Raw genomic sequence first — 23944 nt, 5'->3', positions numbered from 1 at the left:
CAGCGCGAGCAGCGCGCCGACGCCGGCCGACGGCAGCGTCGACAGGATCGTGATCGGGTGGATGTAGCTCTCGTACAGGATCCCGAGCACGATGTAGACCGCCAGCAGCGCCGCGAGGATCAGGATCGGCTGGTTGTTCAGCGATTGCTGGAATGCCTGCGCGGTGCCCTGGAAAGTGCCGACGATCGTCGGCGGCACGCCGATCTGCGCCATCGTCTGGTAGATCACCTGGGTCGCCTGCGACAGCGACACGCTCGGCGGCAGGTTGAACGAGATCGTCGTCGCGACGAACAGGCCCTGGTGGTTGACCGACAGCGGCGTCGTGCTCGGGCCGAAGGTCGCGATCGTGGACAGCGGGATCATCGTCGACTTCGACGTCGACACCGCCGCGCCCGACGACGCGCTCGACTTGCCGCTCGACGCGATCGAGTTCAGCGCCTGGTTGCGCGCGGAATCGGACGCGATCGCCGCTGCGCTGGTGGCGGCCGTGCCGGCGCTCGACGTGCCGGCTGCGGTTGCGACGAAGGTGCCGGCCGCCGCGTTGGTCGTCTGCGAGCCGTTCGCGCTGCCGCCCGACGTGCTGATCCATACCTGGTTCAGCATTTCCGGGCTTTGCCAGTATTTAGGCGCGACTTCCATCACGACGTGGTACTGGTTCAGCGGGTTGTAGATCGTCGAGACCTGGCGCTGGCCGAACGCGTCGTACAGCGTGTTGTCGATCTGCGCGGGCTTGATGCCGAGCCGCGCGGCGGTCGCGCGGTCGATCGTCACCATCGCCTCGAGGCCGCCTTGCTGCTGGTCGGAGTTCACGTCGGTCAGCTCGGAACGCTTCTGCAGCGCCTCGGTCAGCAGCGGCCCCCACTTGTACAGGTCGGCGGTCGAATCGCCGAGCAGCGTGAACTGGTACTGCGCGTTGCTCTGCCGGCCGCCGACGCGGATGTCCTGCGCGGCCTGCAGGAACGTGCTTGCGCCGGCGACTTCCGACAGCGGCTTGCGCAACTGCTGGATCACCTGGTCGGCCGACAGCTTGCGCTCGGTGCGATCCTTCAGCATGACGAACATGAAGCCCGAGTTGGTCTGCGTGCCGCCCGTGAAGCCCGCGGCGCTCTGCACGTTCGGGTTGCTTTGCACGATCCGCATCATCTCGGTGAACTTCAGCTTCATGGCCTGGAACGACGTCGACTGGTCGGCCCGAATGCCGCCGATCATCAGCCCGGTGTCCTGCTGCGGAAAGAAGCCCTTCGGCACGATGATGTACAGATAGACGTTCAGCCCGATCGTCGCGAACAGGATCAGCAGGACCAGCAGCGGGCGGCGCAGCGCCCACGACAGCGAGCGCTCGTAGCCGCGCTGCATCCGTGTGAAGAAGCGCTCGAGGAAACGGCCGAAGCGGCCTTCCTCCTGCACGTCGTGCGACTCGCGCAGCAGCCGCGCGCACATCATCGGCGTGACGGTGAGCGATACCGCGAGCGATACGCCAATCGCGAGCGACAGCGTCAGCGCGAATTCGCGGAACAGGCGCCCGACGATGCCGCCCATCAGCAGGATCGGCAGGAACACCGCGACGAGCGAGATGCTCATCGACAGCACCGTGAAGCCGACCTCGCGCGCGCCGTCGAACGCGGCCTGCAGCCGCGGCTTGCCGTTCTCGATGTGGCGCGTGATGTTCTCGAGCACGACGATCGCATCGTCGACGACGAAGCCGGTCGCGACGATCAGCGCCATCAGCGACAGGTTGTCGATCGAGAAGCCGAGCAGGTACATCGCGCCGAACGTGCCGATGATCGAGATCGGCACGGCGACGCTCGGAATCAGCGTCGCGCGCCAGTTGCGCAGGAACAGGAACACGACCATCACGACCAGGCTGACCGCGATCAGCAGCGTGTGCTCGGTGTCCTTCAGCGATGCGCGGATCGTCGTCGAGCGGTCGAGTACCGGCGTCACCGTGATGTCGGCCGGCAGCGACGCGGTGAGCTGCGGCAGCGCCGCGCGCACGCGGTCGATCGTCTCGATGATGTTCGCGCCGGGCGAGCGGTACAGGATCACGAGCACCGCGCGCTTGCCGTTCGACAGACCGAGGTTGCGCAGGTCCTCGACGCCGTCGACGACCTCGGACAGGTCGGACAGCCGCACGGCCGCACCGTTGCGGTACGCGACGACCAGGTCGCTGTACTGCGACGCCTGCGAGGCCTGGTCGTTCGTATAGAGCTGGTAGTGCTTCGGGCCGAACTCGATCGCGCCCTTCGGGCTGTTCGCGTTCGCGGACGCAAGCGCGGCCCGCACGTCCTCGAGACCGATCCCGTAGTGGAACAGCGCATGCGGTTCGAGCTCGACGCGCACGGCCGGGTTCGCGGAACCGCTCACCGTCACCTGGCCGATCCCGTCGATCTGCGACAGCGACTGCTGCAGCACCGTCGATGCGGCGTCGTAGAGCTTCGCGGGCGACGACGTTTCCGACGTGAGCGACACGATCATGATCGGCGAGTCGGCCGGGTTGACCTTGCGGTACGTCGGGTTGCTCTTCAGCGACGCGGGCAGGTCGGCGCGCGCCGCGTTGATCGCCGCCTGCACGTCGCGCGCGGCGCCGTCGATGTCGCGGTTCAGCCCGAACTGCAGGATGATCCGCGCGTTGCCGACCGTGCTGGTCGACGTCATTTCGCTGACGTCGGCGATCGAGCCGAGGTGCCGCTCGAGCGGGCTCGTCACGCTGGTCGCGACGGTCTCGGGGCTCGCGCCGGGCAGCGACGCCTGCACCGAGATGGTCGGGAAGTCGACCTGCGGCAGCGGCGACACCGGCAGCTTGATGAACGCGAACAGGCCCGCGAGCGCGACGCCGAGCGCGAGCAGCGTCGTCGCGACGGGGCGGGTGATGAAGGGGCGCGACAGGTTCATCGCTTACGCACCCGTGTGCTTGCCGGCACCGGGGCCGTGCCGCTCGAACCAGCCGCGCACGCGGCGCGCGAGGCTGTCGAAGCCGAGGTAGATCACCGGCGTCGTGAACAGCGTCAGCACCTGCGACACGATCAGGCCACCCGCGATCGCGATCCCGAGCGGCTGGCGCAACTCGGAACCCGCACCGGCGCCGACGATCAGCGGCACCGCCCCGAGCAGCGCGGCGAGCGTCGTCATCAGGATCGGCCGGAAGCGCAGCAGGCACGCCTGGTAGATCGCCTCGCGCGGCGGCTTGCCTTCGACCCGTTCGGCCTCGAGCGCGAAGTCGATCATCATGATCGCGTTCTTCTTCACGATGCCGATCAGCAGCACGATCCCGATGATCCCGATGATGTCGAGGTCGTGCCCGGTGATCATCAGCGCGAGCAGCGCGCCGACGCCGGCCGACGGCAGCGTCGACAGGATCGTGATCGGGTGGATGTAGCTCTCGTACAGCACGCCGAGCACGATGTACATCGTGACGACCGCCGCGAGGATCAGGAACAGCTGGTTCGACAGCGATGCCTGGAACGCGAGCGCCGCGCCCTGGAAGCGCGTCTGGAACGAGCCGGGCAGGCCGATGTCCTTCTCGGCGGCGTCGATCGCCTTCACGGCTTCGCCGAGCGATGCGCCCGGTGCGAGGTTGAACGAGATCGTCGTCGACGGGAACTGCGACAGGTGCGCGACGAGCAGCGGCGACGGCCGCTCGTGGAACGACGCGATCGACGACAGCGGCACCTGGCCGCCGCCAGCGGACGGCAGGTAGATGTCGTTCAGCGATTCGGCGTAATGCTGCTCCTTCGGCTCCGACTCGAGAATCACGCGGTACTGGTTCGACTGCGTGAAGATGGTCGACACGATGCGCTGGCCGAACGCGTCGTACAGCGCGTTGTCGACGGTCGCCGGCGTGATGCCGAAGCGCGCGGCGTTCGCGCGGTCGATCTCGATGTAGACCGACTGGCCGTTGCTCTGCAGGTCGGTCGCGACGTCGGCGAGCGACGGCTCCTTCTGCAGCCGCGTGACGAGCTTCGGCACCCAGGTCGCGAACTCGTCCGGGTTCGGGCTCGTCAACATGAACTGGTATTGCGTCGGGCTCACGGTCGAGTCGATCGTCAGATCCTGCACCGACTGCATGAACAGCGTGATGCCGGTGACGTTCGCGACGCGCTGCTGCAGGTCGCGGATGATCTGCGCGGCGGTCTCGGAGCGGTCGTCGCGCGCCTTCAGGTTGATCAGCATGCGGCCGCTGTTCAGCGTGATGTTGCTGCCGTCCACGCCGATGAACGACGTGAGGCTCTCGACGTTCGGGTCCTTCAGGATCTCGGCCGCGAGCGCCTGCTGGCGTTCGGCCATCGCGCCGTACGAGATCGATTGCGGCGCCTGCGTGATCGCCTGGATCACGCCGGTATCCTGCGCGGGGAAGAAGCCCTTCGGCACGTAGACATAGAGCAGGGCGGTCAGTCCGAGCGTCAGCAGCGCGACGACGAGCGTCGAGCGCTGGCGGTTCAGCACCCATTCGAGCGCGACCGCGTAGCGCGCGATCACCCAGTCGATCGCGCGGTGCACGCGCGCCTCGAAGCGGTGGCTTTCGGGCGGCGGCGAATGGCGCAACAGCTTCGCGCACATCATCGGCACGAGCGTGAGCGACACGATCGCCGAGATCACGATCGTCACCGCGAGCGTGATCGCGAATTCGTGGAACAGGCGGCCGACCACGTCGCCCATGAACAGCAGCGGGATCAGCACCGCGATCAGCGACACCGTCAGCGAGATGATCGTGAAGCCGATCTGCCTCGAGCCCTTCAGCGCGGCCTCGAGCCCCGAATCGCCTTCCTCGACGTAGCGCGCGATGTTCTCGATCATCACGATTGCATCGTCGACGACGAAGCCGGTCGCGATGGTGAGCGCCATCAGCGACAGGTTGTTCAGCGAGAAGCCGGCCATGTACATCACCGCGAGCGTGCCGATCAGCGACAGCGGCACCGACAGGCTCGGGATGATGGTCGCGTAGATGTTCGCGAGGAACAGGTACATTACCAGCACGACCAGCGCGACCGCGAGCAGCAGTTCGAACTGCACGTCGCGCACGGCCGCGCGGATCATCGTCGTGCGGTCGGTGACGACCTGCACGTCGAGCGCCGCGGGCAGCGTCTCCTGCAGCTTCGGCAACTGCGCCTTGATCGCGTCGACGGTCGCGATCACGTTCGCGCCCGGCTGGCGCTGCACGTTCAGGATGATCGCGGGCTCCGAGTTCACCCACGCGCCGAGCTTGGTGTTCTCCGAGCCGGCGACCACCTGCGCGACGTCGGTCAGCATCACCGGGCGGCCGCTCTTGTACGCGACGACCGCGTCGTTGTACTGGTCGGCGCTGGTGAGCTGGTCGTTCGCGTTGATCGTGTACGCACGCGTCGGGCCGTCGAAGTTGCCCTTCGGCGTGTTGACGTTCAGGTTCGAGATCGTCGTGCGCAGGTCGTCGAGGTTCATCCCGTACTGCGCGAGCGCGGTCGGGTTCGCCTGGATCCGCACGGCCGGCCGGTTGCCGCCCGACAGGCTGACGAGGCCGACGCCCGCGATCTGCGAGATCTTCATCGCGAGGCGCGTATCGGTCAGGTCCTGCACCTGCGTGAGCGGCAGGGTCTTCGACTTGATCGCGAGCGTCAGCACCGGCGCGTCGGCCGGGTTGACCTTCGCGTAGATCGGCGGGGCCGGGAGATCGGACGGCAGCAGGTTGCCGGCCGCGTTGATCGCGGCCTGCACTTCCTGTTCGGCGATGTCGAGCGGCAGGTCGAGCGAGAACTGCAGCGTGATCACCGACGCGCCGGCCGAGCTTTGCGACGACATCTGGTTCAGCGACGGCATCTGGCCGAACTGCCGCTCCAGCGGCGCGGTGACCGACGACGTCATCACTTCCGGGCTCGCGCCCGGATAGAAAGTCTGGACCTGGATCGTCGGGTAGTCGACTTCGGGCAGCGCGGCGAGCGGCAGGAAGCGCAGCGCGACGAGACCGGCCAGCATGATCGCCGCCATCAGGAGGGCGGTGCCGACCGGCCGGAGAATGAAGAGGCGGGATGGATTCATCGAGCGGCCCGCGCGTTACTGGGCCGCGGGGGCCGCTGCCTGCGACGCGCCGTGCTTGTGTCCGCCGCGGTGGCCGGCCGCACCCGATGCGCCGGACGCCGCCCCGGCGCCGTGCGCGCCCGACGCGCCTTTCGGCTTGTCGGCCGGGATCGAGATCTTCGCGCCTTCGCGCAGCCGGTCGGAGCCGTCGGTGACCACGCGCTCGCCGAGCGCGACCCCGCTGACGATGCTGGTGCGTTCGCCATCGACCGGGCCGATCGTGACCTTGCGCACCGTCACGGTGTTGTCGGGCTTCACGATGTAGACGAACTGGCCGATCGAGCCCGTCAGCACGGCGGCCGTCGGCACGATCGTCGCATTGCGCAGCACGTCGACGAGCAGGCGCGTGTTGACGAACTGATTCGGGAACAGCAGGCCTTCCTTGTTATCGAACGTCGCGCGTAGCTTGACCGTGCCGGTGCTCGTGTCGATCTGGTTGTCGAGCGTTTCGAGCGAACCCGTCTCGAGCGGCACCGTGTTGTTGCGGTTGTATGCGGTGACCGACAGCTTCTGGCCCGCGTTCACCTGCTTGACGATCTGCGGCAGGTTGTCTTCCGACGTCGTGAAGATCACGCTCATCGGCTGCAGCTGCGTGATCACGACGATCCCGTTGGTGTCGCCCGGCGTCACGTAGTTGCCGGGGTCGACCTGGCGCAGGCCGACGCGGCCCGACACCGGCGCCGTGATGCGCGCGTACGTGAGGTTCAGTTTCGCGGAATCGATCGCCGCCTGGTCGGTCTTCACCGTTCCTTCGTATTGCTTGACGAGCGACGCCTGCGTGTCGACCGTCTGCGAGGCGATCGAGTCCTGCGACAGCAGCGTCTGATAGCGCTTCAGGTCGATGCGGGCCGTCGCGAGCAGCGCCTCGTCGCGCGCGTGCGTGCCTTCGGCGTTCTCGAGCGCCACCTGGTACGGGCGCGGGTCGATCTGCGCGAGCACGTCGCCCTTCTTGACGATCTGGCCTTCCTGGAATGCAACGGACTGCAGATAACCCGACAACTGCGTCTTGACCGTCACGCTCGCGAGCGGTGTCACAGTACCGAGCGCGGACAGCACGATCGGCATCTCGCCTTGCGTCGCGGTCGCGACCGATACGGGCTGCGGAATGTTCGCCATGGCGGCGGGGCCGCCGCGGCCGCGATGCCCGCCGCCGCCGGCGCTCGCACCGGAGGCGGCGCTGCCCGCTGCCGACGTGCCGGCCGGCGTGCGGTTCCACGGGTGCCACCACAACAGGCCGCCGATGACGACGATCGCGAGCGTCCCGATCACCAGCGTGCGGCGCGAGCGGCGCGCGGCGGGCGAGGCGGGATCCTTCGAAGGGGGCGTGGGCTTTTGTTGATTGTCCATCGTGTTCTGTCAGGAAGACGGCGCGGCGTGCCGGGAAACGGGCGGGGAGCGGCGCGTGGGCATACGGTGCCGGGAGGGCCGGCTCGGTCCGGCTCTCCCGGTCCGCGCGGGAAAAGAGCGGTGCGCACCGCGAATGCGGTGCGACGATGGGCATGATGCTACGTCCCGTCCCCGTTAGAGTCCAGTGCGCTATCTTTCAACGGGTTACGGTCGTTACAGAACGCGACAGGACGATGACGGATCGATTACACGGCGCTGCGCCGGGCCGGCGCTCCGCCGATCTCGCGGGTGATTTTCGCGATGCACTCGTGCAGCGCGGGCACCACGTGTTCCTGCAGCCACTCGGGCGGGCACTGGCTCGATGCGCCGCCGCAATTCACCGAGTAGCGCTGGCCCGACGGACCGACGAAGCCGGCCGCGACCGCGTTCAGTCCTTCGCGCCATTCGCCGATCGCGATCGCATGGCCTGCGCGCACCGCGTCTTCGAGGGCGGGGGTCAGGCGCGCCGAGACGTGCGGCCAGTCGTCGCCGGCCGTCGCGCGCAGCGCGTCGAGCAGCGTGCGGCGCTCGTCGTCCTCCAGCGCCGCGAGATACGCGCGGCCGACTGCGGTGCGCGCGATGTCCATCCGCGAGCCGATCTCGAGGCGCGTGACAAGCACGGCCGAGCGCGGCCGGATCACGTCGATCGCGACCATGTCGAGCCGGTCGCGCACTGCGAGGTGCACCGACAGCGACGTGCGCTCGGCGAGCTCGATCATGAACGGCCGCGAGCGCGCGCGGATGTCGAAGTTGCGCAGGAAGCCGTGGCTCAGCTCCAGCACCGACGCGGTCAGCACGAAGCGCTCGCTGTCGGGCAGCTGGAACAGGAAGCCGGCGCTGACGAGCGTCGCCGTGATGCGCGACACCGTCGGCTTCGGGATGCCCGTTAATTCGGTCAGCTCGCGGTTGCTGACCGGGGCGTCGGCGGCCGCGATGCGGCGCAGCACGGCGAGGCCGCGCGCGAGCGCGGTGATCTCGTCCGGCGACGATTCGCGGTCTCGGGGCGCGGGAGGCGTTACAGATGTCGACACGAGGGGTTCTCTCTATTTCCGAAACTCGATTTCAATTTTGTTGGTATTGTAGGATGATTGTCAAAAGATGCATGTTCCATGGGTGAATCGTTCATTGGATGAGATTTTACGGGTTCACCCTTGGTTTATTAGGAAAGCGCTCAAAGGAGCCTTGCCGGAAAGTGCAGAAACCGGTGCAAATACCGCTTGACTTGTCGGGCGGAAACAGAAAGAATGTCTCACGTTTTCGAAACATCGTTTCAGGAGTTTAACCGGCAACGGTGTTTCGCGCAGTCTCTCAGGTTCTAGCACGGCCCTCGGAATGGCTAGAACTTTTTTAGCGCCACGGTCTCCGTGGCGCTTTTTTTTGCCCGTCCGCCGGCCGCGTCAGGCCCGTATTATCCCCCCGATCGCTGAAAACACCCGTTCGACCGGGTTCGCGCATACCTGTGTGCTCACGTATCGTGACGTGACGCGCGCGCAAAAAAAAGCGCGACGCCCGCAACGGGCATCGCGCATGAAACGGCGTGGAGCGCCGACGAATGAAGCGTGATGAAGGGACGGACACCCGGCCAGGGGCGCCCGGCCAGGGGCGCCCGGCCAGGGACGTTCAGGCCTTCGCGAGCTTGATGCTGGTCGCCTCCGCCGTGAGGTAGCCGACGCTTGCGCCGAAGCGGTCCTTGTAGTTCGCGCGCACGAGCGGATCGAGCGTCGCCTTGACCTTGTCGTGCAGCGGCGACTCCCAGTCGCCTACGTGCTGGAAGTTGCTCATGATGTAGGTCCAGCCGTTAATCTCGTCGACCGCGTGCAGGCCCGTCGATTCGGCGCCGGCCGGGCACGACAGCACGCGCGCGAGCGACTTCGTGTCGACGTTGTACGCCCACAGGAAGTTGTTGACGTGCATGCCTGAGTCTTCGCCGATGAAGAGCGTGCGCAGCTTCTCGGAGAACTTCAGGTTGTCGGGGTTCGCGATCTTGTCCGGGTTCGCGAGGTTGCCGAGCGTGTCGGCCGCGGCGAGGTCCTCGCCGACGAGCGCGGCCGGCGCGCCCATGTCGACCGGCACCCATTCGCTGTCGATTGCGCCGCCCGACGTGTCGCGCTGGCCGGCCTTCAGGTTCAGCGCGTAGACGGCGCCTGCCGTGATCTTCTTGTCCACCGCGACGTCGCGCGATACCGCATTGCCGCTGACCATCGACGTCTCGATCCGCGACATCGCCGTGTAGACGATCTTGTCCTTCGCGTTGACCGTCGTGCCTTCGAGCTTCGTGAACGCCATGCTGCCGCCGATCAGCGCCGCGTAACGGTGCGTCTCGAGGAACGCGGCCGCCTTCTCCATCCCGGGCTTCACGCGCATCCAGTTGAACTTGCCGCCGAAGTGGATCTTCGTGTAGCTCGCGTCGTTCGGGTCGGTCGTCGTCAGGTCCATGATGTCCGACGCCTTCAGCGTGTTCGCGAGCGTCTCGATCTCGCTGCTCGTCGCGTGGCCGATTTTGATCCACGTGAGCGTTGCGCTGCCCGCGCCGGCGGACGACGTCTGCGTCCACTTCGCGACGTACAGCGTGCCGGCCGACAGGTCGGCCGCCTTGTCGGCGACGAACATGAACAGGCCGCCGTTGGTGGCATCGTCACCCATCATCACGGTGCGCTGGTCCGGCATCACCTGGATCAGCTCGTGCGAGATGCGGCCGAGGCAGTAGTGCTTCTTCACCGTGCCGGTGCCGTCCGGGTTCACCGTGATCTCGGGCAGGTGGCCGTAGTGGTAGGGGTTCGCCTTCGTCTCGTCGCCGAACGTGTTCTTGCTGAACGCCTTGAACTGCGCGTCGGTCGCGGCCTTCGTCGCGTCCGGCTCGTATTCCTCGCTCGACAGGTGCGTGCCCCACGGCGACAGGCTCGCGCCGCACGTGATCCACAGGCCGTGCGCCTTCGACGTGTCGACGTTGTGGTACTTGACGACCTTCAGCGCGCCGTTGGACGGATCCTGGTCGAGCGTGATCACCGCGATCGGCGACGGCAGCTGGCCGTACTGCGATGCGCTCGCCTGGTCGCGCGTCGTGTATTCGAACTGCACGACCGCGAAGACCGTGTTGCCCTTCACGCCGGCGACGTTCGTGTTCTTCAGCGTCAGCAGCGAGCTGCCGTCCGGGCAGTCCGAATAGAACTGGCGCTCCTTGCCGGCCACCGAGCGGTCGATGATCGGCTGGTTGTTGATGTCGTAGTAGCCGCCCGCGAGCGTCGTGCCGCCCTTGCCGTCCGGCACCATGTCGCCCGTCACGAAGAACGGCCGGTACGCGAGCTTGAAGTTGCGCGACGAGCCGTCAGAGAACGACACCGCGAGCGTCGAGCCGACCGTCGTGGTGGCCATCGCGGCCGCGTTGTCGAGCGCGGGCGCGGCCATTGCCGAGAACGCCGCCGACGTGTACGCGGCGGCGGCCGGCGTTGCCGCCGGACTGTCGTCGCCGCAGCAGCCCGTCAGCAGGGCCGGCAGCGCGAGGCCGGAGAGGGGCAGCATGGGCGCGCCGGCGAGGATCTTCAGGGCCTGACGACGGGAGGCATTGGGCAACGCGGGCATGTGGAGTCCAGTTTCGAATGTTGGAAGAATGGCCTTCGCGAGGCAGGCAATCGGCAAGCAATGCGAAGGCGAGTTGAAAACTGGACCGAAGTGTAGGGATGCTCGATGAAAGTTTTTTGAATTGAAAACGTAATGATGCGTCGGGCGTCCGTCAGGCGGGCTGCCGGACGCCGGTCGGACGCGTGACGGGGTTCAGTCGCGCTCGGGCGTGGCCGAGATGCGATGGATCGACAGGTCGGCGCCGTCGAATTCGGCTTCGCGATCGAGGCGCAGGCCGACGGTCGCCTTCAGCGCGCCGTACACGAGCGCGCCGCCCGCGGTGGCGATCGCGATGCCGCCGAGCGTGCCGATGAGCTGCGACACGAACGATACGCCGCCGAGACCGCCGAACGCGGGCTGTCCGAACACGCCGGCCGCGAGGCCGCCGAGCGCGCCGCACATCCCGTGCAGCGGCCACACGCCGAGCACGTCGTCGATGCGCCACTTGTTCTGCACGCAGGTGAACATCGCGACGAACACGGCGCCGGCTGCGGCGCCCGTGACGAGCGCGCCGATCGGGTGCATCACGTCGGAGCCCGCGCAGACCGCGACGAGGCCCGCGAGCGGGCCGTTGTACGTGAAACCCGGGTCGTTGCGCCCGGCCATCCATGCGGCGAGCGTGCCGCCGACCATCGCCATCAGCGAGTTCACCGCAACGAGGCCGCTGATCTTGTCGAGCGTCTGCGCGCTCATCACGTTGAAGCCGAACCAGCCGACCGCGAGTACCCACGCGCCCAGCGCGAGGAACGGAATGTTCGACGGCGGATGCGCGGCGATTCGGCCGTCCTTCGCATAGCGGCCGTGGCGTGCGCCGAGCAGCAGCACGGCCGGCAGCGCGACCCAGCCGCCGAACGCGTGCACGACGACCGAGCCCGCGAAATCGTGGAACGGCGCGCCGAACGCATGCGTGAGCCAGTCCTGCACGCCGAAGCGGTCGTTCCATGCGATCCCTTCGAAGAACGGATAGATGAAGCCGACGATGATCAGCGTCGCGACGAGCTGCGGATTGAATTTCGCGCGTTCCGCGATGCCGCCGGACACGATCGCGGGGATGGCCGCCGCGAACGTCAGCAGGAAGAAGAAGCGCACGAGCGCGTAGCCGTTGTGCTGCGACAGCGTGCCGATGTCGTCGAAGAACTCGACGCCGTACGCGATCGTGTAGCCGATGAAGAAGTACGCGAGCGTCGACACCGAGAAGTCGACCAGGATCTTCACGAGCGCGTTGACCTGGTTCTTCTTGCGGACCGTGCCGAGCTCGAGGAATGCAAAGCCCGCGTGCATCGCGAGCACCATGACGGCGCCGATCAACAGGAACAGTGTGTCGACGCCGGATTTCAGACCATCCATGCCGGAGCTTCCTTGCGCAAAAAACGGGCAAGGAATGCAAGTATCGAGCCAACTTGGTGAACGACTGCGTGCAATTGGTGCGGAAGACCGAGCGGTGCGGCATTCCGGTGAAGCATGCACGGTAGCGGGGCAGCACGTGTGCGGTCGGGATGCCGCGGCAAGTGCACGTGCGTGGTGCGAAAAGTGCGCAACTGGTGCGTATGCCGTTCGGCGCGGTGCGACGTGGTGCGCCGCGATGCACCGGTCTGGCGCGTCAGCGGCGCGCGAACAGCGTGCGCGGCCGTCGCAGCCGCAGCGCGCAGGCGGACCAGTACGCGGCGACGGTCGAAATCCCGAGTGCGGCGAGTGCGAGTGCGGCGAAGCCCGCGTGCGACTGTCCTTCGCCGTCGGGGCCGAGGATGCCTTGCGCGACGATCAGCGCGGCCGTCCAGAAGCCGATGACCGCTTGAGCGAGCAGGCGCGCGCACGCCACGCGGCGCGGGCGCCCGGCGGCGCGCAGGCGCGTCGCGGACGGTGAGCGAAGACACAGAAACAGGGTGGCGGCGAGCACGGCGGCCAGCGCGATGAACCAGTCGATGAGGAAAGCCATGAAGAAACGGAAAGCGGACGGAGCGAATGAAAGCCTGCCCACTTTAGTGTCGGCGCGCCTGCGATTGAATCAGACGAATCCGAAATTGAAAGGCATTTTTAATCGGGAGTGGTCATTGGCCCTGTTCCACAGGCGGTATCATCGACACCGGTCCAACCATTCAGGCCGTGCGGCGCACGGCCGGAGATTGCTGATGAAGATGAAGACTTCGCGGGCGCGTCGCGTGCCCGGGTTCGTGCTGGCGGCCGCGGCCGTCGGCGCGGCGCTGTTGCTCGCAGGCTGCGAGAAGTCCGGCACGCCGGCCACGCAACCCGATACGGCCGCGAGCGCGGCCGCCGATGCCGCGAACAACGCGGCCAAGGCGCTCGACCAGGTGGCGAGCACGGTCAACCAGCAGCTCAATGCCGCAAAGGCCGGTATCGCGTCGGCCGCATCGGCCGTGCCGGCGTTGTCCGCGAGCGGCCTCGCGTCCGTCGCGCAGGCACAGTTCGATGCGGCCGCTTCCGCGGTCGTCGCGCACGCGGCGTCCGAAGCGGGCGCGAGGATGGCGGAGGCCGGCAAGAAGCTGCAGCAGTGGAGTCAGCAGAATGCGTCCGGCGCGAAGCCGGCCAGCGGCGAGTAACCTGGGCCATTGCGCAATCCGTAAAATGTAATTATAGTGGTTACATATTGTCGCCGGCTGCCGTTCGGGCCGGCGTCGTCGAGTGAGTGAGAAATGAATACCAGCAGCCGGTTCGCGTTTGCCGTTCATGTGCTTGCGTTGCTGTCGATGCAGGAGGGCGCGCCGCTGTCGTCCGACATCATCGCGGGCAGCGTGAACACGAATCCGGCGCTGATTCGCCGTCTGCTGTCGATGCTGGCAGCCGCAGGGCTGACCACGTCGCAGCTCGGCGCGGGCGGCGGTGCGCTGCTGGCGCGCGAGCCTGATGAAATTACGCTGCTCGACGTGTATCGCGCGGTCGACGATGCGCAGCTCTTCGCACTGCACCGCGAGGCGCCGAATCCGGCGTGTCTCGTCGGGCGGCACATCCAGGGCGTGCTGATCGACTATATCGGCGACGCGCAACGCGCAATGGAAGCATCGCTGGCCACGCGCACGCTGGCGGACGTCACGGCAGACGTGCTCGAATCGGAGCACCGCAGCCGGCCTGCTGGAAGCGCCGGCGGGTGAGCGCAGGCAACGGGTGACGCAGGGCAGGAGGCCGGGCGGCGCGTACGCGCGGCGACCGGTACGACGGAGTTTCGCTCCGTTTTTTTTCGGTCTTATGTGTAATCAATGCAGTTACTTTTTTTATGGAGAATCGTCATGACGCAACGTACCTTGAACATCGCCCTCTTCGGTGCCACCGGGATGATCGGCTCGCGCATCGCAGCGGAAGCCGCGCGCCGCGGCCATCGCGTGACTGCGCTGTCGCGCCGCCCGGGCACGGCCGGTGACGGCATCACCGCGAAGGCGGCCGACCTGTTCGATGCGGCCAGCATCGCGGCCGCGCTGCCGGGTCACGACGTCGTCGCGAGCGCGTACGGTCCGAAGCAGGACGATGCCGCGAAGGTTGTCGCGGCGGCGAAGGCGCTGGTTGCAGGCGCGCGCCAGGCGGGCCTGAAGCGGCTCGTGGTGGTGGGCGGCGCCGGTTCGCTCGAAGTCGCGCCGGGCAAGCAGCTGGTCGACACCGAAGGCTTCCCGGACGCGTACAAGGCGGTCGCGCTCGCGCACCGCGATGCGCTCGACTATCTGAAAACGGCCGGCGATCTCGACTGGACGTTCTTCGCGCCGGCCGCCCTGATCGCGCCGGGCGAGCGCACGGGCACGTTCCGCACGGGCGTCGGCAAGCTGATCGTGGACGCGCAGGGTAACAGCAGGATCTCGGCGGAAGACTACGCGGTTGCCTTCGTCGATGCGCTTGAGCAGCACAGCTTCGTGCGCGAGATCGCGACGGTCGCGTATTGAGCGGCATCGCGGCGAGGTGGCGCGCACGTGCCGCATTCGCCGTGAGCGGCCTGTGCAGCAGGCAGCGCAAATGGCAGTGACTTCAGGCGATTCCACCTCGACAGGTGGAATCGCCTGTTTCGTCCTGGGTGCCGATGATCGATGGACGGGCGCGCACGGGATCGCGCGCATCGCGCATCCTTTCCTTGCCTGATTGGTATTTATCCCGGTCGACGCCGCGTGGCGGTTTCCATATTGTTCCCCGTCATGCACGATGCATAGAAAAAATTTCTATCTACGAGGGACCAGGTAAATGGATGCCATCGATCGCAAGCTGCTGGAGCTGTTGCAGGCAGATGCCACATTGCCGATCGCGGAACTCGCGCAGCGCGTGAACCTGTCGCAGACGCCCTGCTGGAAGCGCGTGCAGCGGCTCAAGGAAACCGGCGCGATCCGCGCGCAGGTCGCGCTGTGCGATCCGCGCAAGCTCGGAGTCGGCACGACTGTGTTCGTCGCGATCCGCACGAACCAGCACACCGAGGAGTGGGCGCAGCGTTTCACGCAGGCCGTGCGGGACATGCCGGAAGTCGTCGAGGTGTACCGGATGAGCGGCGAGACCGACTATCTGCTGCGGGTCGTGGTGGCCGGCATCGACGACTACGATCGTGTGTACAAGCAGTTGATCCGCGCGGTGCCGCTGTTTGACGTGAGCTCGTCGTTCGCGATGGAGCAGATCAAGTATTCGACCGCGCTGCCGGTGCGCGATCTGTCCGAGCCGGCGTAGCGCGATACGGCAGCGCATCGCACCGGTACGCGTGCGTACCAGCCGACGTGTGCGCCATTATCGTTATCGCCTGCCGCCTGCCGCCTGCCGCCTGCCGCCCGCTCAGCGGCCGCGCGCCAGCGCCTGGGCGCGTTCGTCCGCCAGCGCGTCGCGACGCACGAACTCGGCGATGAACGGGCTCGCCGGGTGATGGTGCAGTGCATACGGCGTGTCCCATTGCGCGAGCTGGCCATCCTTCATCACGCCGATCCGGTCGGCGATCGCGAACGCTTCCGCCTGGTTGTGCGTGACGAGGATCGCGGTATGACCCGTGCGCTTCAGGATGTCGCGCAGCTCGAACGCGAGCCGCTCGCGCGTATCGACGTCGAGATTCGAGAACGGCTCGTCGAGCAGCAACAGTTCCGGTGATGGCGCGAGTGCGCGGGCGAGGGCGACGCGTTGCTGCTGGCCGCCCGACAACTCGTGCGGATAAGCGCTGCCCGAATCGGCAAGACCGACGAGTTCGAGCATGTCCGCGACCCGGGTGCGCCGCTCGGCCTTCGGCATGCGCCGCAGGCCGAACGCGACGTTGTCGGCCGCGCTCAGGTGCGGGAATAGCGCATAGTCCTGGAACATCATCCCGATACGCCGCCGCTCGGGCGGCACGTCGAGCGACGGTGCCGCGACGGACATACCGTCCAGCATGATGCGCCCCATGCGCACGGGCTCGAAGCCCGCGATCGCGCGCAGCACGGTGGTCTTGCCGCAGCCCGATGCGCCGAGCAGGCAGCCGATGTCGCCGCGCGGCAGCGCGAGGCTCAGCCCGTCGACCACCGTGCGGCGGCCGTGCGGCGTGTCGTAGGCGACGCAGAGGTCGTCGAGTTCGAGCAGGTTCACGGTGTCAGGCTCCGATCTTGTGACGGGTGCGCGCGAGCAGGATCACGGGCACGAGCCCGGCCAGCACGATCGCGAGCGCGGCGACCGCGCCTTCCTCATAGGTGCCGCGCGCGGCTTCCGCATACAGCCAGGTCGCGAGCGTGTCGAAATTCAGCGGGCGCAGCAGCAGCGTCGCCGGCAGTTCCTTCATCGCGTCGACGAAGACGAGCAGGGCGCTCGTCGTGAGCGCGGGCCGCAAGAGCGGCAGGTGCACGCGGCGCAGCGTGCCGCCGGCCGTCTCGCCGAGCGAACGCGCGGCCTGTTCGAGCGACGGCGGAATGCGCGCGAGGCCGGCTTCGATGCTGCCGGCCGAGATCGCGAGAAAGCGCACGGTGTACGCGATCACGAGCGCGGCTGCCGAACCCATCAGCAGCAGCCCGTCGCGACCGAGTACCGCGCCGAGCAGCCGGTCGAGCGCCGCGAACGGGATCAGCAGGCCGATCGCGAGCACGGTGCCCGGCACCGCGTAACCGAGGCTCGCGATGCGTGCACACACGCGGGCCGGGCCCGTACGCGCGCTGTCGCGCTGCGCGCGTGCGGCCCATGCGACGACGAGCCCGCAGGCAAGTGTCGCGACGGTCGCGGCGGCCGCGATCGTCAGCGTGTTCGCGAGCCCGGTCAGCAATGGCGCGGACACGCCGCCAACGAGATGCAGCCGCTTGCCGGTCTCGACCGCGAGGTACGCAGCCGGCGCGCCGAACCCGAGCAGCACCGGCAGCCAGCCGAGCGCGGCGGCGCTCCACGCGGCCGTGCCCGTCAGCTTGCGCGGCGTGACGGCACGCATGCGCCGGCCGTGCGCGTAGCGCTGGCGGCGGCGTCCGTAGCGTTCGAGCACGATCATGCCGACGACGATCGCGAGCATCGCGAGCGCGATCTGCGCGGCGCCGGCGAGATCGGAGCGCGTGATCCACGTCGTGTAGACCGATACGGTCAACGTCTGGACGCCGAGGAATTCCGACGCGCCGATGTCGTTCAGCGTTTCGAGCAGCGCCAGGCTCACGCCGACCGCGATCGCGGGCCGCGCGAGCGGCACGACGACGCGCCAGAACGTCGCGATGCGTCCCGCGCCGAGCGCGCGCGCGGCTTCGAGCAGGCTCGCGGACTGCGTGACGAACATCGCGCGCGTGCTCAGGTACACGTACGGATACAGCACGAAGCCGAGCACGAAGATCGCGCCGGGCAGCGAACGCAGGTCGGGCAGGCGGAACTGGCGCGGGCTGTCGACGCCGAGCAGCCAGCGGATCGCCCCCTGCACGGGACCGATCGGGTGGAGCAGGTCGAGATACGCGAATGCGACGATATAGGTGGGTACCGCGAGCGGCAGCAGCAGCGCCCAGGTCAGCATCCGGCGGCCGGGAAAGTCGTACGCGGTGACGAGCCATGCGCAGCCGGTGCCGACCACCGAGACGATCGCACCGACGCCCGCGAGCAGCAGCAGCGTGTTGGCGAGCGCCTGCGGCAGCACGAATGCGGCGAGATGCTTCCAGTGCGCGAGATCGGCGCCGAACGCGGCGGCGACCAGTACCGCGAGCGGCGCCGCGACCGCCGCGGCGATCGCGACGGCCGCGCCGAGCCAGAGGCTGCCCGCGCGCGCACGGAACGGCCGGCGGCGCGCGCGGACGAACGATGCATCAGTTGTCAAAGCCGACCTTGTCGACGAGCTGGCTGGCCGCCTTGCGGTGCTTCGCGATGTCGGTCAGCGGCAGCGGATCGACCTTCAGCGTGCCGAAGCTCGCGATCACCGGATCGAGCTTCACGTTCGCGCGCACCGGATATTCGTAGTTCGCCTGTGCATACAACGCCTGCGCGTCCGGCGACACGAGATACTCGAGCAGTTTCACCGCGTTGGCCTTGTGCGCCGCGTGCTTCGCGACCGTCGCGCCGCTGATGTTCACGTGCGTGCCGCCGCTCTTCGCGTTCGCGAACGTCGGCCGCACGACCTTGATCGCGTCGCCCCACTTGCGCGCGTCGGTGCCGGCTTCCGCGTTCTTCATGTGACCGACGTAGTACGCGTTCGCGAGGCCGACGTCGCAGATGCCGCCGAGAATGTCGCGCGCGACGTCGCGGTCGCCGCCCGTCGCCTTGCGCGCGAGGTTCGCCTTCACGCCGCGCAGCCATTTTTCGGTCGCGGCTTCGCCGTCGTGCGCGATCATCGCCGCGACGAGTGCCGTGTTGTACGGATGCTGGCCCGAGCGGATGCAGACTTTGCCCTTCCATTTCGGATCGGCGAGATCCTCGTAGCGGAATGCATCGACCTTCAGGTCCTTCTCCACATACAGCACGCGATCGCGCAGCGACAGCGCGTACCAGTCACCCTGCGCGCCGCGCAGGTTCGCGGGAATCGCTTCGTCGAGCACCTTCGAGCGCACCGGCTGCGAGAGTCCGCCGTCGACGAGGTCGAGCAGGTTGCCGATGTCGACCGTCATCAGCACGTCGGCTGGCGACTGCGCGCCTTCCGCCTTCACGCGCTCGAGCAGGCCGTCCTTCACGAACACCGTGTTGACCTTGACGCCGCTCTGCTTCGTGAACGCGTCGATCAACGGCTGGATCAGCTTCGGCTCGCGGGTGGTGTACAGGCTCACTTCCTCGGCCGCGTGGGCCAGCGGCGCGAACGCGGCGGCGGCAAGGGCGAGGGCGCCGGCGAGCGGCAGCAGGCGGGTGCGCGGGTTCGACATGGAGACTCCGGTGAGGCAGGCGGACGAAGAGGCGTTCCGGGGCGTGCCTGCCGCCTGGGCGACCCGAAACATTACAAAGCGAAAGATTTCTGATTCTAGATCGGAATGGGAATGATTATCAAATGAAAGGTATCGGGAAGTCGCGGGAAAGGTGGGGGAGAGGGCGCGCAACGGGGCGTCGCAGCGCGGGCGCAAGCGCGTAGAATGCCCGCTTCAATGAATTCGACGGAGCCGCACCGACCATGAACGATCAGCGCAAGAAGAACCCTGTCCGCAACGTGAGCATCCTGATCGTCGTGGCGGTGCTGCTCGTGATCGGGACGATCCTCTACAACGCGATCTCGCAGAAGCGCGCGTACGACGAGGCCCATCCGGCCGAGGCCGCGAGCGCGAGCGCCGCGTCACACTGACGCCGGCACGGCGAGCATGATCGCTGCGGCCCGGCTGATCGGGGCGCAAGCGACGTGCGGAAACGGCGGGAGGCGCAGAAGGAGCGGCGGGCGACGCGCGATATCTCGCGTCGCGCCGGGACAGACACGGGCGCCGGACCCGGCGCGCCGCATGGAAAGATCAGTCGTGCGTCAACGTGACGCAGGCGCGAACTTCGGACGGACCCGCGCGTAGAACACGGCCGCGAGCAGCACGAGCCATGCCGCGCCGACGTAGAGCGCGACGCGCGTGTCTTCGAACCAGCCGAGCATCACGATCACGAAACCCATGAACGCGATCGTCAGCGCAGGCGCGACGGGCCACAGCGGCACCTTGAACTTCAGCGCGGCGACTTCCGCGCGCGACAGGCGACGGCGCATCGCGACCTGCGACAGCAGGATCATCAGCCACACCCAAACGGTCGCGAACGTCGCGATCGCCGCGACCACCAGGAACACGTCCTTCGGCATCAGGTAGTTGAGCAGCACGCCGACCAGCAGCGCGCCGGCCATCACGAGCACCGTGACCCACGGCACGCCGTGCCGCGACGTCGTCATCAGCACGCGCGGCGCCTGGCCCTGCCGCGCCATCCCGAACATCATCCGGCCCGCGCCGAAGATATCGCTGTTGATCGCCGAGATCGCCGCGCTGATCACCACGAGGTTGAGGATCGTCGCGGCCGACTTTACGCCGAGCGCCGAGAAGATCTGCACGAACGGGCTGCCGTCGCCGCCGACGCCGGTCCACGGGCTGATCGACATCAGCACGACCATCGTCAGCACGTAGAACAGCAGGATGCGCGCGGGCACCGCGTTGATCGCGCGCGGAATCACGCGCTCCGGATTCTTCGCCTCGCCGGCGCTCATCCCGATCACCTCGATGCCGCCGTACGCAAAGATCACCACCGACAGCGACGCGATCAGCCCGCCGATCCCGTTCGGGAAGAAGCCGCCATGGTTCCACAGGTTCGCGAACGTCGGCACGTCGGCCGAATGGCCGAAGTGCATGCCGGTCAGCAGGATCGCGACGCCGCCGCCGATCATCGCGACGATCGCGCCGACCTTGATGATCGACAGCCAGAATTCGAGCTCGCCGAACACCTTCACGTGGCACAGGTTCAGCCCGCAGATGACCGCGACGACGCCGAGCACCCAGATCCATTGCGGGACATCCGGAAACCAGAAGCCCATGTAGATGCCGAACGCGGTGATGTCGGCGATCGCGACGATCACCATTTCGAGCGTGTAGGTCCAGCCGGTGACGAAGCCCGCGAACGGGCCCAGATTTTCGGTCGCGTAGTGGCCGAACGAGCCGGCGACGGGCTCGCGCACGGCCATCTCGCCGAGTGCGCGCATCACCATGTAGACAGCGGCGCCGCCCAGGATGTAGGCCAGGATTACCGCCGGGCCCGCGAGCTGGATCGCGGACGCCGAACCATAGAACAGGCCGGTGCCGATCGCCGAACCCAGCGCGAGAAAGCGGATGTGCCGCGCGCTCAGATGGCGTTGCAAGTTTTTCATCGAGTCTCCGATATCGTTATGCGACGGACCGGGCGAGCGAGGCCGGTCCGGTTGGCTTAAGTTGTCTATACAACTTAAATGTGAACGAATGATAACAAGCTGGGCCATGGGACCGGAATCGGGTATTCCCTGACTGGCGCAACCGGCGGAATCGGGAATGAGGCCAGCGCGCGGCGTGCGCACGGGCTGTGTGAGGCGGGCGGGTCATGCTTCGGGAGGGTATTGCGAGCGCAGGGAGGGCTGCCGGCCGGCCCGCTTGCGTGTGCGGGCCGGCGGCGGGACAACGTCATGCGGTCATGCGGTCATGTAATGCGGTCATGTAGTTACGCAGTCATGCGGGCAGGCGGATAACGCTCGCGTCCTTGCGGATCAGCAGCGACGACGCGAGCATCTGCTTGCACTGGTGCGCGAGGACCTTCAGGTCGTGCGTGAGATCGGCACCCACCGCGTCGGATTTCTCCGCGGACACGACCATCGCGTCGAGGTCGCGCGTGATCTGCTTCGTTGCATCGAGCTGGTCGGCCGGCGGCGGATCGCCGGCTTCCGCTTTCTCGAGGTTCTCCAGCACGGCGGACAGGCCGCGGTGCAGCGCGTCGTCGTGGACGAAGTTCTCGTCTGCCGCACATGCGCTGCGGATCAGCGGCGCGGCGGCGGTGATCTGCGCGCCGAGCACGTGCGTCTGCACGAGCAGGTCGTTCAGCTCCGGCACGAAGCGCTGGTGCGCCTTCGGCTCGATCATCATCCGCTGGAACGCCTGACCGAGGTTCGCGAACGCGATGTGCACGTCCTTGCGCGCGAGGCGGTAGCGGTAGTCGTCGTCGAGGGTAGTGGCAGGCGCTTCGATCGCCGCGGCGACGCCCGGCACGACTGCCGCGCCGTCGGCGGCCGGCACGGGCGGCGGCGATGCGCCGCGCCCGGCGCGCCACGCGGCCTCGAAATACTTGCGGGTCGACGTCAGCATGTCGGTGACGAGCTTGCCCATCAGCCGGTATTCCCAGTACGGGAACAGGCGGCTCGCGGCGATCGCGATCATGCACCCGACCACGGTGTCGATCGCGCGCTCGCCGATGATCCGCATGCTGCCCGGCGCGAGCAGGTGGAACATCAGCAGCACGTACGACGACGTGAACACGACGCTCGCCGCGTAGTTGAACAGCAGCAGGCTGTAGCTCATCACCATCGACCCGAACATGATCGCGATCAGCAGGTGCGGCTCCTTCACCGTGTAGATCAGCGCGATGCTCGCCGCGCAGCCGATCAGCGTGCCGACGATACGCTGCGCGTTGCGCTGCTTGGTCAGCGAGTAGCCGGGCTTCAGGATGATGATGGTCGTCATCACGATCCAGTACGCGTTCGTGAGCGGCAGCAGCCGGCCGAGCCAGAAGGCGACCGCCACCGCGATCGTCACGCGCAGCGCGTGGCGGAAGCTCGGCGAGCGCATGTTCAGGTTGGAGAAGATCAGGAGCGGCGACATCCGGCGCCGCTGCAGGAAGCGCGTGAGCGCCTTGTCGATCTTCAGTTCGGTTTGCTGCGGATCGGCATGACCCGACAGGTTGCGGCGCATCCGGTCGATGAGGCGCGTCGCGCTCCAGATGCGCCGGAACGTCGCGAGCACGGCCGCGTACGCCTCCGCATTGCTGGCCGGGAAGTTCTTCTTGCGCATCAGCTCGATCTCGTACTCGATCGCGCGCAGTTCGGCCTTCACGCTGATCCGCGAATGCGGCGCGCGGTTCTCGAGCACCGCGAGGCCGATCTCCTCGAGATCGGCGGCCGCCTTGCGGATCAGATCGCGATAGAAAATGATCAGGTCCGAGCCGCCGAACGTGTTGCGCACGAGCGGGTAGTCGGTGTGCGCGCCGACGAACAGCTCGTGCAGGTCGACGCTGTTGATGAACAGGTTGTACATCGTCGTGCGGCCGGGATCGAGCTTGCCGCGGCGCAGCTTCGGCAGGTTGCGCAGCACGATGTCGCGCGCGGTTTCCTGCGTTTCGACCGCGGTGATCTGCTTCGCGACCAGATTGCGGTAGCACTCGTCGAGATCGGCGTCGAGATCGTAGAACTGCGCGCGCGCGAGCAGGTAGTCGGCGCACGCGAACAGGCTTTCGGCGAGCGCCTGCTGCTCGATCCGGCGCGCCTGCCATTGCGACACGAACGTCGCCCAGTACGTGTACCAGAGGCCGCCTGCGAGAATCCAGCCCGCGTTGATGAACGCCTGCAGCGGCGTGAACTTCTCCTCGAGCGTCATCACCATCATGAACAGCGTCGCGAAACTGATCTGCGGCCAGCGGTTGCCGTAGACGACGATCAACGACAGCACGAACGTGAGCGGCACGATCGTCAGCCACAACGCGAAGATGTTCGGCGTGGCGAGGCCGGTCGCGAGCGCGGCCAGGAAGCCGATCACGCTGCACGCAAGCATTTCGTTGTGCTTGTACTTCAGCGGGCCCGGCATGTCGACGACGCACGCGCCGAGCGCACCCGTCGAGATCGTGAAGCCGAGCTCCCGGTTGTGAAACACGATCAGGCACAGCACGGCCGGCAGCGACACGCCAACCGCGATCCGCAGGCCGCCGAAAAAGTACTGGCTGTAGAAAAACTTTCTGATTTCGACCGAATAGCGCATCGATGGGCTGAATGACAGACGAAGACGCCCGGGGCGGCGTATTGACTGGCGACGAGTCTATCGTATTTCGCGGTCCGCAAAAC

17 protein-coding genes are annotated in these 23944 nt (G+C 67.2%); 5 read left to right on the top strand and 12 right to left on the bottom strand.

The genetic code is table 11. The features are described from left to right. The 7 genes from DIE15_RS12700 to DIE15_RS12670 all read right to left on the bottom strand — a co-directional run. Window positions 1-2892: efflux RND transporter permease subunit (locus tag DIE15_RS12700; protein WP_124833387.1), on the bottom strand; the 2892-nt coding region annotated here is incomplete at its 3' end. Window positions 2893-2895: 3 nt separating this feature from the next. Beyond that, window positions 2896-6009: an MdtB/MuxB family multidrug efflux RND transporter permease subunit gene (locus DIE15_RS12695; protein WP_124833386.1), complete on the bottom strand. Its 3114-nt coding sequence runs from the start codon at window positions 6007-6009 to the stop codon at window positions 2896-2898. Between the two features lie 15 nt (window positions 6010-6024). Beyond that, entirely contained in the window at window positions 6025-7395 is a 1371-nt protein-coding gene (locus tag DIE15_RS12690; protein ID WP_124833385.1) for an MdtA/MuxA family multidrug efflux RND transporter periplasmic adaptor subunit, read from the bottom strand. Between the two features lie 245 nt (window positions 7396-7640). After that, window positions 7641-8465, bottom strand: coding sequence for an IclR family transcriptional regulator (locus DIE15_RS12685; RefSeq protein ID WP_057927823.1), 825 nt, complete (start codon window positions 8463-8465; stop codon window positions 7641-7643). Between the two features lie 589 nt (window positions 8466-9054). Then, window positions 9055-11013, bottom strand: coding sequence for a PhoX family phosphatase (locus DIE15_RS12680; protein WP_124833384.1), 1959 nt, complete (start codon window positions 11011-11013; stop codon window positions 9055-9057). Window positions 11014-11205: 192 nt separating this feature from the next. Next, on the bottom strand, window positions 11206-12399 hold the full coding sequence (locus DIE15_RS12675; protein WP_124833383.1) for an ammonium transporter: 1194 nt from the start codon (window positions 12397-12399) through the stop codon (window positions 11206-11208). A 253-nt stretch (window positions 12400-12652) separates the two neighbouring features. Continuing rightward, window positions 12653-12988: a hypothetical protein gene (locus DIE15_RS12670; RefSeq protein WP_057927826.1), complete on the bottom strand. Its 336-nt coding sequence runs from the start codon at window positions 12986-12988 to the stop codon at window positions 12653-12655. A 193-nt stretch (window positions 12989-13181) separates the two neighbouring features. Between DIE15_RS12670 and DIE15_RS12665 the strand changes: the two genes are divergently transcribed. From DIE15_RS12665 to DIE15_RS12650, 4 genes are all read left to right on the top strand, one after another. Then, a complete protein-coding gene (locus tag DIE15_RS12665; RefSeq protein ID WP_124833382.1) occupies window positions 13182-13610 on the top strand; it encodes a hypothetical protein in 429 nt (142 codons plus the stop codon). Between the two features lie 93 nt (window positions 13611-13703). Then, window positions 13704-14159: an Rrf2 family transcriptional regulator gene (locus DIE15_RS12660; RefSeq protein ID WP_124833381.1), complete on the top strand. Its 456-nt coding sequence runs from the start codon at window positions 13704-13706 to the stop codon at window positions 14157-14159. Window positions 14160-14294: 135 nt separating this feature from the next. Continuing rightward, a complete protein-coding gene (locus tag DIE15_RS12655) occupies window positions 14295-14936 on the top strand; it encodes an NAD(P)-dependent oxidoreductase (RefSeq protein ID WP_124833380.1) in 642 nt (213 codons plus the stop codon). Window positions 14937-15228: 292 nt separating this feature from the next. Further along, on the top strand, window positions 15229-15699 hold the full coding sequence (locus DIE15_RS12650; RefSeq protein WP_006754321.1) for an Lrp/AsnC family transcriptional regulator: 471 nt from the start codon (window positions 15229-15231) through the stop codon (window positions 15697-15699). A 102-nt stretch (window positions 15700-15801) separates the two neighbouring features. On the opposite strand, the gene DIE15_RS12645 is transcribed toward DIE15_RS12650, so the two are convergent. From DIE15_RS12645 to DIE15_RS12635, 3 genes are read right to left on the bottom strand one after another with little or no spacing between them, the layout of a single operon-like run. After that, window positions 15802-16575 carry an ABC transporter ATP-binding protein gene (locus DIE15_RS12645; protein ID WP_124833379.1) on the bottom strand — a complete coding sequence of 258 codons (774 nt, stop codon included), beginning with the start codon at window positions 16573-16575 and terminating at the stop codon, window positions 15802-15804. A gap of 4 nt (window positions 16576-16579) precedes the next feature. Next, window positions 16580-18256 carry an iron ABC transporter permease gene (locus tag DIE15_RS12640; protein WP_124833378.1) on the bottom strand — a complete coding sequence of 559 codons (1677 nt, stop codon included), beginning with the start codon at window positions 18254-18256 and terminating at the stop codon, window positions 16580-16582. Continuing rightward, window positions 18246-19289: a Fe(3+) ABC transporter substrate-binding protein gene (locus tag DIE15_RS12635; RefSeq protein WP_124833403.1), complete on the bottom strand. Its 1044-nt coding sequence runs from the start codon at window positions 19287-19289 to the stop codon at window positions 18246-18248. The genes DIE15_RS12640 and DIE15_RS12635 overlap by 11 nt, the downstream gene beginning before the upstream one ends. A 242-nt stretch (window positions 19290-19531) precedes the next feature. Here DIE15_RS12635 and DIE15_RS12630 point away from each other — a divergent pair, with 242 nt between their 5' ends. Next, window positions 19532-19699, top strand: a complete 168-nt coding sequence (locus tag DIE15_RS12630; RefSeq protein WP_014897547.1) for a hypothetical protein — start codon at window positions 19532-19534, stop codon at window positions 19697-19699. A gap of 171 nt (window positions 19700-19870) precedes the next feature. Here the strand turns inward: DIE15_RS12630 and DIE15_RS12625 are convergent, their stop codons facing one another. Together DIE15_RS12625 and DIE15_RS12620 are read right to left on the bottom strand one after the other, a co-directional pair. Next, a complete protein-coding gene (locus tag DIE15_RS12625; RefSeq protein ID WP_124833377.1) occupies window positions 19871-21238 on the bottom strand; it encodes an amino acid permease in 1368 nt (455 codons plus the stop codon). A 331-nt stretch (window positions 21239-21569) separates the two neighbouring features. Continuing rightward, complete coding sequence (locus tag DIE15_RS12620) at window positions 21570-23861, bottom strand: FUSC family membrane protein (RefSeq protein ID WP_057927833.1); 2292 nt, start codon at window positions 23859-23861, stop codon at window positions 21570-21572. Window positions 23862-23944: the final 83 nt, after the last annotated feature.

The sequence above is a fragment of the Burkholderia sp. Bp9031 genome (genome assembly GCF_003857965.1).
Lineage (GTDB): Bacteria > Pseudomonadota > Gammaproteobacteria > Burkholderiales > Burkholderiaceae > Burkholderia > Burkholderia ambifaria_A.
The sequence above is the reverse complement of the archived record's forward strand: the minus strand, read 5'-3'. Positions and strand labels throughout refer to the sequence as shown.